Below are 16,134 nucleotides of genomic sequence, written 5' to 3' on the forward strand. Positions count from 1 at the left end.
AGAGGCACTATGCTGACTCAATTAACTATTAGTCATTTTGCCATAGTCCGTGAACTTGAAATCGATTTTTCTGGTGGCATGACGACCATTACAGGTGAAACTGGTGCAGGTAAATCTATTGCAATTGATGCGCTGGGTTTATGCTTAGGTAACCGTGGTGATGCTAATATGGTGCGCCCAGGTGCAGCTAGAGCTGATTTATGCGCACGATTCTCACTCTCTGACACGCCATCGGCACAACGTTGGCTTGAAGAACATCATCTTGATGACCATAACGAATGCCTATTAAGAAGAACCATTTCTTCTGATGGGCGTTCTCGTGGTTTTATCAACGGTACTTCCGTACCCCTTTCACAATTAAGAGAGCTAGGTTCTTTACTTATCCAAATTCATGGGCAACATGCTCACCAACAACTTTTAGAGCCTCGTTATCAAAAGCACCTGCTTGATATTTATGCTCATGAACCTGCTCTATTAAAAAGCATGAAATCTGCCTATCAAACATGGCATCAAAGTTGTCAGACATTGGCCTCGTTTCAACAACTCTCTCTAGAAAGAGAAGCTAGGCAACAACTGGTTGATTATCATTTAAAAGAGCTTAATGAATTTCAGCCCATTCAAGGCGAATATCCTGAATTAGATCAAGAATATAAACGTCTTTCCAACTGTGGACAATTTTTGACTTTAAGCCAAAATAGTTTACAAATTTTAAGTGATAATGAAGAACAAAATATCTTAAGCATGCTCAATGTTGCCAAACATGAAATTACAGAATTGGCATCAATGGAAAGCCAATTTAATTCGTTATTAGAGATGCTGGATGAAGCCACGATCCAAATTAGTGAAGTTAGTGACGAACTTCGCCACTATAGTGATCGTTTAGAAATGGACCCTAACCGCTTATTTGAAGTTGAAAAACGTATGTCTAAATACATAAGTTTGTCACGTAAGCATCGCGTAGCACCTGAAGAATTATATGACCTTCATCAGCAATTAATTGAAGAAAAAAATGCCTTACTTCGCCAAAATGATGATTGCGAAACGTTAATCGAACAAGTGAAGGCAGATCATTTAATTGCCTTAGATGTTGCTAAACAATTACATCAAGTTCGCCAACAATATGCTAATGAGCTAAGCCAACTTATCACTAACAGTATGCATCAGTTATCAATGCCTCATGGGTATTTTACTGTTGATACTTACTTTGATGACAATTCACTGCAAATCGATGGCGCCACAAAAGTTGAGTTTAATGTCACCACCAATCCAGGACAGCCTCACCAAGCTCTTTCTAAAGTGGCTTCTGGTGGTGAGTTATCTCGTATTGCGCTCGCAATTCAAGTGATTACAGCGAAAAAAATGGATACGCCAGCCCTGATTTTTGATGAGGTCGATGTAGGGATCAGTGGTCCTACAGCCGCTATCGTAGGTAAATTATTGCGAGAATTGGGTGAATCAACTCAAGTAATGTGTGTTACCCACTTACCTCAAGTAGCTGGTTGTGGACATCAACACTATTTTGTTAATAAAGAAACCAACGGTGAAGAGACAGAAACCACAATGAAACTATTATCGAAAAAAGAACGTTTACAAGAGCTCGCCCGTTTATTAGCAGGAAGTGAAGTCACCAAAAATACCTTAGCAAATGCGAAAGATTTGTTGGCTGCATAACGATTAACAAACTTTTATTGATATTTAGGGTCATAGGCAGAGCGTGAAAGGTTTTCAATTGCTGCGTTGTCGATTATCATCGTCACTATGACCCTAAAAGGAATGTAATAACCATGCGTTTTAAACTGTTAAAAGTTGCCGCCTTATCTTTAGTCGTAATGACTTCAGGTTGCTCTATGTTCGAGAGACTGGTTTATCACCCAGATATCAATCAGGGAAATTATTTAACACCAGCCGAAGTCGCAAAAGTTCAGCAAGGAATGACACAGCAGCAAGTTCAATTTGCCCTTGGTACGCCAATGCTTAAAGATCCTTTCGGAAGCCAAACTTGGTATTATGTTTTCCGTGAAGAGCCAGGACACCAGAAAGTACGTCAAGAAACGCTGACACTAACTTTTGATAGCAATGGCATACTGACTAAGATTGATAAACAAGGCAATATGCCTAATTTCTCAGCGCCTGCAACAAAAGCATAATGCTGTTATCGCGCTAAGAAAACTTAGTTTTGTATAAGATTGGCAAAAACGAATTGCACCCCATACGTTAAACTTTACGTTGGGGTGTGTTTTTATAAAGAAAAATTACTTTATAGCAGCGTTGTCTTTTATTGTATCTGTCTGTAATCAAGTGGCCTATTAATGCAGTATGTGACGCCCCTATATTGGGCAAAACATGATATTAATCCGCTTTTTGTCGTGCTTTTTCTGCGCGTTTACGACGCATTTCTTTAGGATCGGCAATTAAAGGTCGATAAATTTCAACTCTATCACCATCTCTCACATTATCACTTAGCTTTGCTGGACGACTATAAATACCAACTTTATTCTTAGTTAAATCAATATCATTACAAATCGTTAAGATATTTGAAGCAATAATGGCTTGTTCAACAGTGTCCCCTAGCGTTAGTTCTACAGGGATAAGGTACTGTTTATCAGGTAACGCGTAGGTTACCTCTACCCATATTTTAGTCACGATAGATCTCTTTCGCTCTGTGAGTAAATGCTTGAACCATATTGTTTGTTAAATCTTTAAAAATACGGCCAAAAGCCAACTCAATTAGTTTATTAGTGAACTCAAAGTCTAGCTGAAATTCTATCTTACACGCATTATCATCAAGTGCGGTAAACACCCATCCCCCAGTCAATTTACGAAAGGGGCCATCAACAAGACGCATATCAACACGTTCATTAGTCTTTAAAAAATTATGGGTAGTAAATGTTTTACTAATTCCCGCTTTTGAGACATTTATTGATGCAATCATTTCTTCTGGTGTGCTTTTGATCAGTTTACTTCCAACACATCCTGGTAGAAAATCAGGATAAGTAAGAACATCATTAACCAGTTTAAACATTTGCTCTGTGCTAAAAGGGACGAGAGCAGATCGACTAATCTGAGGCATAGTTATTCCTGTACGACAACACTGTGTGGATCATATCATTGAACAGTGACTAATTAAAAATCTAATGGAATATAGCTTAAGTTTTATGCAATTGAAAAGAAAACAGTCGGTTAAATGATTTCTTTCTGTTGCTCATACAGTATAATGTGGACATTATGACAAAGAAAAAATCACACAAACCTGGTTCCGCGACCATTGCGTTAAACAAACGTGCTCGCCATGAATATTTCATCGAAGATGAGATTGAAGCGGGTCTGTCGTTACAAGGCTGGGAAGTTAAATCACTGCGTGCAGGAAAAGCCAACATCAGTGATAGCTACGTTGTCATGCGTGACGGTGAAGCTTATCTTTTTGGTGCAACCATTACGCCTTTAAATGTTGCATCATCTCATGTGGTTTGTGATCCGACACGTACCCGTAAACTGTTATTAAAACAACGTGAACTTGATAACCTTTATGGTCAAATCAACCGTGATGGATACACCGTCGTTGCTCTTTCTCTTTATTGGAAAAACGCGTGGTGTAAAATTAAAATCGGTGTTGCTAAAGGTAAGAAAGATCACGACAAACGTGAAACCATTAAAGATCGTGAGTGGAAATTAGACAAAGCACGTATCATGAAAAATGCTAACCGCTAAATTGCGTTAAGTACTAGCAATTACAAGTATTTTTCTGATATACTCACTTTCAACAACTTGGGGCTGATTCTGGATTCGACGGGATTTGCGAAACCCAAGGTGCATGCCGAGGGGCGGTTGGCCTCGTAAAAAGCCGCAAAAAGATAGTCGCAAACGACGATCAAAAATACGCAATAGCAGCTTAATAACCTGCTTATAGCCTTCTCTCCCTAGCTTCCGCTCTTAAGACGGGGATCAAGAGAAGTCAAACCCAAAAGAGATCGCGTGGAGACCTAGCTTGGGGTCAAAGCGTTAAACTTAATCAAGCTAGCTTATTTATGGCGTGTCTGTCCGCAGTAGGTAAGTGAATTTAAAGACTAGACTAAGCATGTAGTACCGAGGATGTAGAAATTTCGGACGCGGGTTCAACTCCCGCCAGCTCCACCAAATAAAACAAGGGGTTACGTGAAAACGTAACCCCTTAATTTTTGGAATGTCCACATTACGTCCACACAGAAAATTTTTACATTAGTATCGGGTACTGTTTCATTTCCGTTTCAAAAGATATTGTTTAATTCTTCTTAATATAAATTTATTCCCTTCTATTTCAGTTTCAAAAATCTATAACTCACTGAAAAATAAATATTCTCTAAAATGCTCCCGCGTGAAATGTGGATCATCAACCCCACGTAAAGTATGAAATCTTCTTTACTATCAATGCGTTAATTTTTTATTGCGATCCTTTTTCTATCTCTCAAACTGTAATAACCTGAAATCTTTTACAATCATTTCAGTTTGACGCCTACGCAAAGAACCCAATCCCCGCGCGCCCTCGCGATATGTTTTGTAAAAAATTCAAACTGAAATAATTTTTAGATCCAAATTGTGCAGGCGGGTGCGGATTAGTGCGTTTTACGTGGTGAATGATTTTATTTCATGGGGATTATGCGCACTGTGTCGCGTGCTATCGATGCGATCCATTTTGAGCTAACGCAGGTATTATGAGAATTGAACGCCTTAGCATGGCGTAGAAGTGGGTATATTGACGGGCGTAAAAAGCCCGCAAGCGCGGGCAAGGATGGTAACGATTTTATCACCCAATACTTCTGTTTAAGTCTTATTGATTTGGTGCCTGTATTACTAATGGCTGATGAGTTTAACGAGTTACCCGTGTTGTTATGAGTATGGTTTACCGTACAAATTTTCACACTCAGCCACGCTACTGTCCTGAAAAAGAATTAATACAGATAAAACAGGTAGGTACTGATGCCTAACCTGTCTACCTATATGTGACATCATTTTAAGACTAGGTTAATCTTTAACGGAGTGAAATGAGCTACAAGATGCAGAGCTACTTTTATGTTGTATAAACCTTGATGCGTGTATCTATCCGCTTGAATACGTTAACATCTTCAGATGATAGTTGCTCATCTTGAGTGAAAACACCAAGAAATCGATATAGTGTCCGATTCAGCTCATCACGAGAATGAGCCATTACGATACGATAACACCATGTCTCCCTATAGTTACGCATTGGATTAAGACTTTTTTCCGTTATCAGGTCACCATCAATGGAAAGTGAATTATCCCACTCCCCCGCCTTATACAAACACGGAAACCAAACCATCACATCTCCGCCTAAACCAATCGCTTTTACAACAGTCTCAGGTACCCGCCAGCTACCTGATTGGTGGTGTCCTTTATCCCCATAACCAAAGCACTGCAAAGCATCCTTGTGATATCGGAATACTGCGTAAGGACCCACTTCAATAAAGCCTGCGTTAATATGCTTTTTAGCAGTATAACGGATATCATAGTCCCAAGGATGGAACACGCCTTGCGCTTCCTGTTGGGCTTTTCTATCTCTAACAAGGAGGATGAATTCATCAATAAGATGATTAATCTTGTCCAATGTCGTGTTATTAGCTGGAATTCGTTTTTCAATAAACCCTGTCGCTTCCATGATATCCAAACGGCGGATTCCGTCAGCCATTTTAGCTTCATCGCTATCATGGTGCGCCTCGTCTATTTCAAGATACAACTTCAGCTGTGGAAAAAGCAGGTCTGCAAGATAAATTTTTCCGGAGTGCCCTTCTTTTCGAATACACTGCTGGCAAACGAACTCAAGGTCAGGGTCATTCAACCTGTGAAAAATGCGATTGATAATATAGTGTTCCCAGCGCTTATGAGAGATTTTTGATAGTGCCCGAAGAATATAGTCATCTTTACTCATGTTAATACCATTTAAAAACAAATAAATAACCAGACAAAAGACTTAACTTAGACTCTTGTATTCAGGAGCGTAGTATCAATTTAGTCACAAAACAAGCAGAGTTATCATGCATTGATAAATATAACGATTTTAATAATAACTTAAATAAAAATAATGTGAGCAATGAAGTAATAAATAAGATAATTGAAAAACTTATCGGTATTGGGGGCGTCAAGAACATAGAAAAACAAAACATAACCTTCAGCTTTGGCAATGGAGAGATGTATTGATGGACAGTTCATTTTGGGGTTTGCTTAGTTCATTACCATCTTCAACAACTTCATTTATTTTACTTGCGGGAGTGATATGCACACTATCCAAACAGGGCTGCTTTCCCTCACTTTCACAACGTCAATTCTTTTGCTTAATAATGATATTTTCAGTAATAACTGGTTATAAACCATTGTTTGAATAACTGTGCCATACTTGATAACTAGCAACCTGTTAGATCTTAAACCGACGTAAGAAAAATATAATTTTTTACTAAGAACAGCGGAAATTGAAGTACTTACAATACTGTTTGACCACCGTGAATAAACAATCAAAGGGATTCACTCTAGCCATAAAGAACTGTCTTTTCCTAAATTCAATTGTTAGTAAATGGAGATAGGTCATGCTATATTTTGCCCAATAAACAATAAGGATTTCTTAGATAAATGTAGTCACTATAATTGTAACCTTAACAATAAATAAATAAAAAATATGAAAATTCAAGATATTAAGATTAAAAACATCGGTGGAATCTCAAACATTATATTAAATAAAATAAATCCAAAAATGAATGTTATTTGTGGAGAGAACGGAGTTGGTAAAACAAATATTTTGGATTCTATTGCTTCTTGCTTTAGTGAATTCGACAACAATATCATTAGTAAAAAATTTGGTAGTACTAATGGAGAAGTTGAAATAGAAATCACTAATTCCCTTGTTCATGAACCATTTCATCTTAGAATAAACATTGATGAATTTGAACCAAGAGAATATGATACATATATTAGCAATGCCTCTTATAATGAAAACAAATACCACCTCCTCTATTTAAAGACAAATAGAGAAATAAACTATAGAAAAATCACATCAATAAGCTCAGATCCCGACATTACGCACCGTGCAAGAAATAACTCATCTGGAATAAACAATGAGGATATTAAAGAATGGTTATTGAATCGCATTCTACATAGTAAGCATCAAAACCATCTAACTGAAACACAACAAAAAAATCTAGAACAATCAAAACGATGTTTTAGTGTGTTAAATTCTGAATATGAATATAGCCATCTAAATACTAAAAATGAAATATTCCTAAACACGCCAACAGGGGAAATATATTTTGAATATCTATCGTCAGGCTTCAAATCAACTATTTTCATTTTATTAGGTTTAATCAAGGAAATTGACTATAGATTTGAAAAAAACGAAATTACAGCAGCTGATTACGAAGGAATTATACTAATAGATGAAATTGAATTACATCTACACCCTGAGTGGCAAGGAAAAATCTGCAATATTTTAAAAACCGTCTTCCCTAAGGCTCAGTTTTTCATTACAACTCATAGTCCACATGTTGTTCAAACAGCAGCTTGTGGTGAAGTTATAGCTCTAGACAGAAATAGTAACGGTATAGTCTCCCAAAGAGCTCTTCCTGCTTCAGAGTATGGTTATCAAGGCTGGACAATTGAAGAGATCCTTGAAGATATTATGGGTATGCCTGATTTAAGAACAAAAAAATACAATGAAATTAAGCAAAGATTTGATAAATCCCTTGATCATAATGACCCATTAGAAGCCCTATCAGCCTATCAAGAATTAGACAAAATGCTTCACCCACAATATCCATTAAGACCAGTTTTTAAAATGCAATTGGATAAAATTCTTGGTGGTGGAAAATGATAAAACTTGAAAAAGGGAATAAACCAGAATATTTAACAGATGATAAAGTAAAAGAATTAACTGATTCATTTAAAATGGATAAAAAGAAAACAGTTTGGAAAAATGATAAAATTAGTGAAAGCCTGTTAAAAAGTAGTTCATTTAAATGTGCATACTGTGAATGTGAATTGCAACAAGAGGATTCATATATGCAGGTTGAACATTTTAAAGATAAAGATACATATCCAGATGATGTTGTTAACTGGGATAATTTACTTCCATCGTGCTCTCGCTGTAATCGTAAAAAATGGACATTAGATGTTGTAACATACCCTATAATAAACCCGTATATTGACAATCCCAAAAATCATTTAAGGCAACAAGCCTTCAGGTTATATGGTACAGATTTAAAAGGAAAAACAACTATAACAAAGCTTTTTCTCAACGATGATGAGCGTATTGTGTATCCAAGATTTCTTGCATCAAATGAAATTAGCAAACAGTTAACAGAATTAATGAGTTTATCTGAGAACTTAGATGAGCTTAGGAATGGTATTACTCGAATACTACTGTCATGCCAAAAAAATAAGCCATATTCAGCTTTTGTTGCATGTGCTTTACATTCAAACCAAGATTACATATTCCTAAAAAAAACATTAGAAGATAATAATCTATGGGATACAGATTTAGTTAAATTGCATCATAACTCAAACGCTTTAGCTCTCTACCCCCGATAAACATAATAGTTAATTTATATAATGTGCCGGTTTAACCTTAGCTAAGGTAACCGGTAATACGTAATTATTTATTAAGAAAAAATAGTGTTTATATATTCAAACGGTATGATTAAGATATCGAATAAAGAATACTAGTATCACTTCAACGCTCGCTCCTAACACAAAAAACACCAAATCTTATTGCTCACTTCACGAATCAACCATGTTAAAATAGCAATCTACTTTTTTAGCCCACATCACAAAAACAGTAAAATAAACAATAGGCCCAAATTAAAAGTTGAATTAGATTTTATTACTTTACAATCAATGTACTACTATTCCAATTCAGACTCCGCCAGAGCAGAGTCATCTAATTAAGTGATAAAAAGCTCGCATGGTACAAAGTCTTGCGGGCTTTTTTGTGTCTTCTGTTTGCCACATAAAGCCCGTACTCAACACATAACCCTCAATCATCTTAAGTGTGATATTTATATCAAATATCGCTTCTCCTATCGGGGATTACTTTAGTATATAAATTTGAAGTCACGTTAAAAATAACATTACATCACAGCTATTTTTATTATCAGAATAAATTCTGATTTATATTCAATTTAATAAGGTATATCTGTTCATAATAAATTTAAAAAATAAGTTATTCTCTATAATAAACCTACTTATCCAAACATATTGGCGATACGCCATTTAATCCCTGCTGCCTTTGCTCAAATATGACGTTTTTTTTATCACCCTCTCGGATTATTTTTAATATATAAATACTATCAAAATCACTGCTCTTCCATTTTGGGATTAATTTAGGATCTCCTCCTTCTTTCTTCATGATATCTCGTGCTATTTTAACTAAATTATCATGCTCCCATGCAATAAAAATAACTGAGTTTTCATATTGCTGATTTAACAGGTCTTCACGTAATTTTTTTATCTCTTTGGCATGGTAATTAAGGTGAATAGGCAGCGACATTTTAATAGCGAGAGGTGAAAGCGTTTGAAGTGAACGTAATGAATGACCTAACTTACTTTGTTTAGGCGCAGCAGCAAATAATGCGTCAGGCTTACCAAATTGATTGATAAGTACATCCGGTAAAGCGAGAGATCTATTTAATCCTTTACAGGTCAGTTGCCCACTTTCATTATCAGGTTTTTCACCATGCCTTATAAAAACGAGTGTTTGTTCTGAATACGCCATATGACTAAACCCTAAAATAAATACGCTCAAAAATATAAATACACTGCGCATACAGCGTGACCTTTAAGTCAATTTAGTATAATAAATATGGAGAGTTAAGTATATTTAACACTAGCCATAAACCCACAGGTGCAGACTACTCAATTTATCATAGCCAAAATTTTTTCAGACGCCGTATCTTCTTAATCTTCAAAATCAAATTAACATATATAAAAACAAGGCAAACAATTGTTAACAAAAAATAAAGAATATCTTGAACTTTTATTACTTAACTATCAATTTTATAAAATTGAATGAATATTAAATACTAAGCACATTTAGATAAAAAAAGGGAAGAAATCTCTTTTTTACACTAAAAATAGTGTGTTAAAAATCAATACAAGCCTTTTTATCTGCCTTTATTTCGTTTAATGACTAAAGTTCTATCACTGCTTACCGATACTGTCTTTTCTTCAATAAGTTACTAATGCTTATTAATTATTATTTATCCAGGGTTAAGCATGTTCTTTAAAAACGTTAAAATTCGTACAAAGTTAACTATCGCATTTACAACATTGGTAATGTTAATTGTGTTGGGTTCTAGTTTTGCATTAATGGGGCTGAATAGTGCGAATCAAGATATTCATGATGTCGTTGATGATATCTATCCAGCCACAGTAAAAGCCAATTTGCTAATTAATAATTTCAATGAATTTATTATCTTCCAGCAACTCACCATGCTAGATGAACAAGGAAATTTAGCCGCCGAACAAGAGAGTAAAAAAGCTGAGATCACTGCCAAGATTGCTCAATTACTAAAAGAGTTAGAAGAAACGACTCACGATGATGAGTCAAAAAAAATACTCGCTGAAGTTTATGAGATTCGTCAGAAATATATCACTTCTCAAAATTTTGTAGTAAAAGCATTTAACGAAAATAATCGGCATGCTGCTGTTAATGAATTAATCACCAAAACAGCAGATATTCAACTTATGTATCGCGATAAACTCTTGGAATTTATTGCATTACAAAATCAAAAAATGAATGATGCAGGTGATCATGTTGAGCAGGATTTTACTGAGAAAAGATTCTTTTTAGTTTTATTAACGCTGATCAGTATTGTTGTAGGTAGTATTTTAGGGTGGTTTATTACTAAGAGTATTACTCTCCCGTTAGATCAAGCCGTTAATTTCGCCAAAGCGATAGCTAAAGGTGATTTAACACAAGAGGTAAATACAAATTACCATGATGAAGCAGGAATGTTATTACAAGCACTTGCTGAGATGAAAACCCATCTATTGGATGTCGTACAAAATGTACAAAATGGTGCTGAAAGTATTTCATCTGCTGCCGAACAAATTACGGCAGGAAGCCAGAATTTAGCAGCAAGGACGGAAGAACAGGCAACATCCGTAGAAGAAACAGCAAGCTCAATGGAGCAAATGACCTCGACGGTGAAAAATACCACAGAGCACACACATGATGCTATCAATGTTGCTGAAAAAACAGAAATTGCAGTACACCATAATGGTGAAATGATGCTTCAGTTAACAGAAAAAATGAGAGCAATGAATAGCTCTTCATCTCAAATGACCGATATAATTAATTTAATTGACTCTATTGCATTCCAAACTAATATTCTGGCACTCAATGCTGCGGTTGAAGCCGCAAGAGCAGGAGAACATGGCAAAGGCTTTGCTGTTGTAGCAAGTGAAGTCAGGTTATTAGCGCAAAAAAGTGCAGATTCAGCAAACGATATACGTACCTTAATCGAAAACTCATCGCTACAAACACAAGAAGGTATGGAATTGGTCGAACAAGCCGGAGCACAAATTCAAAAAATGATCACCGATGTGGAAGAAATTAGTGCGCTATTACGTGAGATTGGGCAAGCAAGTAATGAGCAAAGCGATGGTATTTCACAAATCAATAATGCAATAAGCCAGTTAGATTCCACTACGCAACAGAATGCGGGGCTAGTCGAAGAATCTGTCGCAGCAGCCGGCTCACTGAACGAGCAAGCATTAAACCTCAATCAATTAGTTAATTACTTCCAATTAAAGAACCATTAATTTATCGTTGTTGATTGTAAACATTAAGGTCACCAATAAAATAATCGGGTGACCTTAATGATAAAAATAAAAAGCTATTTTAAGCTGTAAAACTGTCATCAATATTAATACTTGATTTTATTTACCAGCTTAAACACTTTTTGTTAAAGCTGGTAAATAGAAAATAAAGCATAATGAAAAATATAAATACTAGCCAAAAACATGTGTTAAATGTGCTTTATATTCAATAATATCTTTATCAACGTTAGGCTCTTTAATCACATCATTTATCATAAAGGTTGGTAATTGAGACAAACCTAAAAATTGTTGTGATTTATGGAAAGCGAAATAAACACCGTCAACCCCTCTTCCATCAAAGAAATTACCAAACTCATTAAAGGCTTCAATAGGTGCATTCCATGTTACGGAGATCATGTATTTTTTGCCTTGCAGTAAACCGCCCGTGCCGTATTGTTTTTTAGGATCACGACGGGTACGACCATCGTTTTCATAGAGTTTACCATGACCGAGAGTGTAAACATCATCCATATATTTTTTCGTTTTCCATGGCATCATCATCCACCAGCCAGGCATTTGATAAACAATTGTGTCAGCCCATAGAAACTTTTCAATTTCTTCATCAATATCATAGCCTTCTTCGATTTGTGTTTCTTTAACGCTATGACCTAATGTCACTAAATGCTCTACAGCCATGTCATGTAATGTGCGATTTAATCGACCTGCAGAATGACCAAAATTTTGACCGCCATTAATCAATAAAATATTCATATCTACTCCTAAATTTTCTATTACGATATTTAATAACGCTAATTTAGCAGAAAATAGAAAGAATGGCGCTCAACCGTAAATCTCAAAAAAACCATAAAAGCAGAATTATCAACTTTTTTATTAATGAAATTATAATCACTAAGATATAAAAAACCAATAATTTGGATTTTACGATTAAGTGTATTAATAATGGTGATTATTGCTTTTTAGGTAAAAGTCTATTGTTACTTAGGCTATTTTTTAAAACACTGGGTTGTTGTAGGCTTAATAAGAGTATTATTTATACCCATGGTTTTTATGATCATGACAACACTAAGATAAGTTGCACAAAACTACAGTTTTAAAGTATCAGCCAAATATTGCGTTAAACTATCAATGAAAACCCGAATACGTTGGCTCACCACCCTGTCACTATAATAGACAGCATGAAAAGGTAATGGTACAGGTTTTAATTCATCACTAAATAACGCAACTAAATTACCTTCTTGAATATCTTTATTCACCATAAAATCAGATAAACACGCAATCCCTTCACCATTTACACATAATTGTCTTAATGTTTCTCCACTATTTGAAGAGATCCCATCGGTAACTGTGACTAACTCATTCTCTTCAATTTCTAATGGCCATGTATTTAATGAAGTCGGTTCAGTAAATGTTAAACAGGTATGATCATCCAAATCAGTTGTTGTTTTAGGGCTACCTTTACGCTCAATATACTTTGGTGATGCAATAATTTTACGGTAACTATTAAATAAAGGGCGAGCTCGTAAACTTGAATCTGTTAACTGTCCAACACGTATCGCAACATCCACTTTGCGCTCAATTAAATTCACAAACGTTTCCGATGAAACTAATGATAAAATAATATCAGGGTATTGCTGGCGAAAAATAGAAATAAAAGGGATCAAAAGATGTAATACGACGGGTGTTGCCGCATCTATACGTAATAAACCTTTAGGCGAACTTTGTGTACCATGTAATTCATTTTCAGCGGCTTGCATTTCTTGCAAAATGACTTTCATTCGCTGGAAGTAAAGTTCACCTTCTGCGGTAAGATCAATTTGACGAGTCGTTCTATTAAGAAGGTTTACGCCCAATTTATCTTCTAATTTTTTTACAGTACGGCTTACAGCTGAATTAGCAAGGTTCAGTTTATCTGCCGCTTTTGTAAAACTTTTATGTTCAACAACTTCAACGAATACGCGGGCTTCTTCTGATGTTGCTTTCATATTATAAATCTCGGTAGGATTAGATAACACATTGAGATTTAAGAATACGGATATTTTTTCATTATTGCAATTAAGTTAACAATAGAAAGATAATGGTGAGTTATTGTGAATAATTTAATCTCAGACGATAATTATAATACCTAAAAAACAAGCAGATATACGTAATAGCATATCTACCCAAATTAAAGCTTAAATATACAACGCTCTATTTAAAAAATACTGCGACACATTAACGAAGGATAAATAGAATTAAGCAATTTTCTCTATAAATTTGATATCTAACAGATCAATTTTATCTTTTAGATTTTCAACAAATGCTTTCATATGTGCCGTTTCATTGTGTTTATCAATGGCACTTTGGTTTTCCCAAATTTCAAAGAAAATAAACGCTCTTGGTTGTGTGGTATCTTTATGCAATTCATACTGAAGACAACCTTCATCCTGATGACTTGGTTTTATCATTGCCTTGCAAGCAGATAATACTTCATTTTCATGGTGTTCTTTCGCCACAATCGTGGCAATTAATCTGATATTGTTCATACAAAAAATCCTATAATCCAACAAAAGTACAAGTAATAAGTAAAATAATAAACTGAAATTACTCTAACATAATTTCAGCACTATTCTTCATTTCATTATTTACATTTGAGCAAAAGTAAATTGTCGATATTGCTATTATCACGATAGTACATTCAATTATTAAAAATCAACTCACTCGAACAAAACCCAATATTAATTATTGCGATTAAAGCAATAGTCTATTGTTTTTTACCTTATTTATTGCTTTGAGTTATCTAACTAAACTACCGCCATATTAATTTTTAAGCCCTTACCCATTTTGCTAGGAATAATGATGAAAGCCTTTCTCCCTTTATTAGCACTCGCCACCGGTGCTTTTGCTATCGGTGCAACAGAATTTACACCTATGGGTTTGTTACCTAACATTGCCTCAGGATTAGATATCTCAATAACAACAGCAGGTGGATTAATCACAGGCTATGCGGTTGGTGTTATGGTTGGCGCCCCCATAATGACATTAGGTTTAGGTCGATTAACAAAACGTCATGCTTTAGTTTTTCTTTTATTACTCTTTATTGCTGGCAATTTATTCGCTTCTCAAGCAAATAGTTATTGGAGCCTGATGATGGCTCGTTTAATAACAAGCCTTAATCATGGTGCTTTTTTTGGTATTGGTTCCGTCGTTGCCGCAAGTCTTGTTGAAAAACATAAACAAGCCGCTGCAGTTGCAGCCATGTTTATGGGATTAACTATTGCAAATTTAGTGGGAGTGCCACTCATCACTTGGATGGGTCAACAATATGGTTGGCGTTTAGCCTTTATACTGATCTCTGGGTTAGGCTTCGTCACTTTAATTGGCTTAATGCTATTTCTTCCTGTTATTCCAAAAGGAAACAAGCCCAATATCAAATACGAATTAAAAGTACTGACTCGTTTACCTGTTATGTTGGCATTACTCACAACTGTATTTGGCGCCTCGGCACTGTTTGCGCTTTATACTTATATCGCACCATTCCTCATTAACATCGTTCATATCAGTGAGGGAGATGTTGCCATTATACTGGTGGTTATTGGATTAGGATTTACTGTAGGTAATTACTTGGGTGGTAAGTTATCAGCAAATGGTATCGAAAGAACATTGGTGATATTTTTTACTTTGCTAATTTTATCTATGCTTGTACTGCCATTAGTTTCAAATAATTTGTATCTCACTGTGATCACCCTCTTTATTTGGAGTTTAGCAAGTTTTGCACTTGTACCACCATTACAGATAAAAACAATGCAGATAGCTCATGATGCACCAAGTCTAGTGTCTTCTGTTAATATCGGAGCATTTAATTTAGGTAATGCTATTGGCGCAGTCATTGGGGGGATTGCACTAAAATATAGCTATAACATCGTACCTTTAAGTGCGGCTTTAGTGGGGATTATTGGTTTATTACTGGTTTTCTCACAATTTAAGATCAAAAGAGAACCGGAAAAGAGTATTGCATAGGTTATTAACACCTCAATCAAGGCTAGAAAAAAGGGATCAAGTTCACAATTTGATCTCTTTTTTTCTCACTGTAACATTAACAATGAAATACATACATTTTATTTAAAATTAGATAATCCGTTCACAAACCTCACCTTATTTTAGAAAATAAATACAACATCAAATGTTAAATCCTAAAACATTGCTAACATAAACGATGAATTCCGTTATCAAAACTAGGTTATTTAATGATTAAAATAATCTTTTCATCATTAATATTCCCACAATTATTTATCCATAATAATGCCATTAGCTGCGAAACAAATCCTGATAACGAAAAAG

15 protein-coding genes and 1 other RNA gene are annotated in these 16,134 nt (G+C 35.2%); 9 read left to right on the forward strand and 7 right to left on the reverse strand.

Annotated features, from left to right (window positions below; translation table 11 throughout):
- Nucleotides 1-9: 9 nt before the first annotated feature.
- Together recN and bamE are read left to right on the forward strand one after the other, a co-directional pair.
- Entirely contained in the window at nt 10-1,671 is a 1,662-nt protein-coding gene (recN, locus tag ABN080_RS09640) for a DNA repair protein RecN (RefSeq protein ID WP_196553824.1), read from the forward strand.
- Between the two features lie 113 nt (nt 1,672-1,784).
- Nucleotides 1,785-2,147, forward strand: coding sequence for an outer membrane protein assembly factor BamE (gene bamE, locus ABN080_RS09645; protein WP_036935295.1), 363 nt, complete (start codon nt 1,785-1,787; stop codon nt 2,145-2,147).
- Nucleotides 2,148-2,349: 202 nt separating this feature from the next.
- Here the strand turns inward: bamE and ABN080_RS09650 are convergent, their stop codons facing one another.
- Complete coding sequence (locus tag ABN080_RS09650; RefSeq protein ID WP_369961909.1) at nt 2,350-2,646, reverse strand: RnfH family protein; 297 nt, start codon at nt 2,644-2,646, stop codon at nt 2,350-2,352.
- A complete protein-coding gene (locus tag ABN080_RS09655; protein WP_006533588.1) occupies nt 2,636-3,070 on the reverse strand; it encodes an SRPBCC family protein in 435 nt (144 codons plus the stop codon). Before ABN080_RS09655 ends, ABN080_RS09650 begins: the two co-directional genes overlap by 11 nt.
- Nucleotides 3,071-3,225: 155 nt before the next feature.
- Here ABN080_RS09655 and smpB point away from each other — a divergent pair, with 155 nt between their 5' ends.
- The 3 genes from smpB to ABN080_RS09670 all read left to right on the forward strand — a co-directional run bounded on the left by smpB (nt 3,226) and on the right by ABN080_RS09670 (nt 4,869).
- Nucleotides 3,226-3,708 carry an SsrA-binding protein SmpB gene (gene smpB / locus ABN080_RS09660; protein ID WP_072068734.1) on the forward strand — a complete coding sequence of 161 codons (483 nt, stop codon included), beginning with the start codon at nt 3,226-3,228 and terminating at the stop codon, nt 3,706-3,708.
- 59 nt (nt 3,709-3,767) lie between these two features.
- Nucleotides 3,768-4,134, forward strand: a transfer-messenger RNA (tmRNA) gene (gene ssrA / locus ABN080_RS09665).
- A gap of 561 nt (nt 4,135-4,695) precedes the next feature.
- Nucleotides 4,696-4,869: a hypothetical protein gene (locus ABN080_RS09670; protein ID WP_349440908.1), complete on the forward strand. Its 174-nt coding sequence runs from the start codon at nt 4,696-4,698 to the stop codon at nt 4,867-4,869.
- 175 nt (nt 4,870-5,044) lie between these two features.
- Here the strand turns inward: ABN080_RS09670 and ABN080_RS09675 are convergent, their stop codons facing one another.
- Nucleotides 5,045-5,920 (reverse strand): AbaSI family restriction endonuclease, encoded by an 876-nt coding sequence (locus tag ABN080_RS09675; RefSeq protein ID WP_349440909.1) that lies wholly within the window; start codon nt 5,918-5,920, stop codon nt 5,045-5,047.
- A gap of 741 nt (nt 5,921-6,661) precedes the next feature.
- On the opposite strand from ABN080_RS09675, the gene ABN080_RS09680 reads away from it, so the two are divergent.
- Together ABN080_RS09680 and ABN080_RS09685 are read left to right on the forward strand one after the other, a co-directional pair.
- Complete coding sequence (locus ABN080_RS09680; RefSeq protein WP_349440910.1) at nt 6,662-7,849, forward strand: AAA family ATPase; 1,188 nt, start codon at nt 6,662-6,664, stop codon at nt 7,847-7,849.
- Nucleotides 7,846-8,565 carry an HNH endonuclease gene (locus ABN080_RS09685; RefSeq protein ID WP_349440911.1) on the forward strand — a complete coding sequence of 240 codons (720 nt, stop codon included), beginning with the start codon at nt 7,846-7,848 and terminating at the stop codon, nt 8,563-8,565. The genes ABN080_RS09680 and ABN080_RS09685 overlap by 4 nt, the downstream gene beginning before the upstream one ends.
- A 649-nt stretch (nt 8,566-9,214) precedes the next feature.
- On the opposite strand, the gene ABN080_RS09690 is transcribed toward ABN080_RS09685, so the two are convergent.
- Entirely contained in the window at nt 9,215-9,799 is a 585-nt protein-coding gene (locus ABN080_RS09690; protein WP_349440912.1) for a histidine phosphatase family protein, read from the reverse strand.
- A 449-nt stretch (nt 9,800-10,248) separates the two neighbouring features.
- Here ABN080_RS09690 and ABN080_RS09695 point away from each other — a divergent pair, with 449 nt between their 5' ends.
- A complete protein-coding gene (locus ABN080_RS09695) occupies nt 10,249-11,799 on the forward strand; it encodes a methyl-accepting chemotaxis protein (RefSeq protein WP_340893468.1) in 1,551 nt (516 codons plus the stop codon).
- A gap of 189 nt (nt 11,800-11,988) precedes the next feature.
- On the opposite strand, the gene ABN080_RS09700 is transcribed toward ABN080_RS09695, so the two are convergent.
- The 3 genes from ABN080_RS09700 to ABN080_RS09710 all read right to left on the reverse strand — a co-directional run bounded on the left by ABN080_RS09700 (nt 11,989) and on the right by ABN080_RS09710 (nt 14,339).
- Nucleotides 11,989-12,567, reverse strand: a complete 579-nt coding sequence (locus ABN080_RS09700; RefSeq protein WP_340893469.1) for an NAD(P)H-dependent oxidoreductase — start codon at nt 12,565-12,567, stop codon at nt 11,989-11,991.
- 332 nt (nt 12,568-12,899) lie between these two features.
- Nucleotides 12,900-13,799, reverse strand: a complete 900-nt coding sequence (gene yafC, locus ABN080_RS09705) for a DNA-binding transcriptional regulator YafC (RefSeq protein WP_196553832.1) — start codon at nt 13,797-13,799, stop codon at nt 12,900-12,902.
- 249 nt (nt 13,800-14,048) lie between these two features.
- On the reverse strand, nt 14,049-14,339 hold the full coding sequence (locus ABN080_RS09710; protein ID WP_072068744.1) for a putative quinol monooxygenase: 291 nt from the start codon (nt 14,337-14,339) through the stop codon (nt 14,049-14,051).
- Nucleotides 14,340-14,652: 313 nt separating this feature from the next.
- Between ABN080_RS09710 and ABN080_RS09715 the strand changes: the two genes are divergently transcribed.
- Nucleotides 14,653-15,813, forward strand: coding sequence for an MFS transporter (locus ABN080_RS09715; RefSeq protein WP_349440913.1), 1,161 nt, complete (start codon nt 14,653-14,655; stop codon nt 15,811-15,813).
- The last annotated feature ends 321 nt before the right edge of the window (nt 15,814-16,134 follow it).

It is taken from the genome of Proteus sp. fly-1089 (genome assembly GCF_040138965.1).
In the GTDB taxonomy this organism is placed as follows: Bacteria; Pseudomonadota; Gammaproteobacteria; order Enterobacterales; family Enterobacteriaceae; genus Proteus; species Proteus vulgaris_B.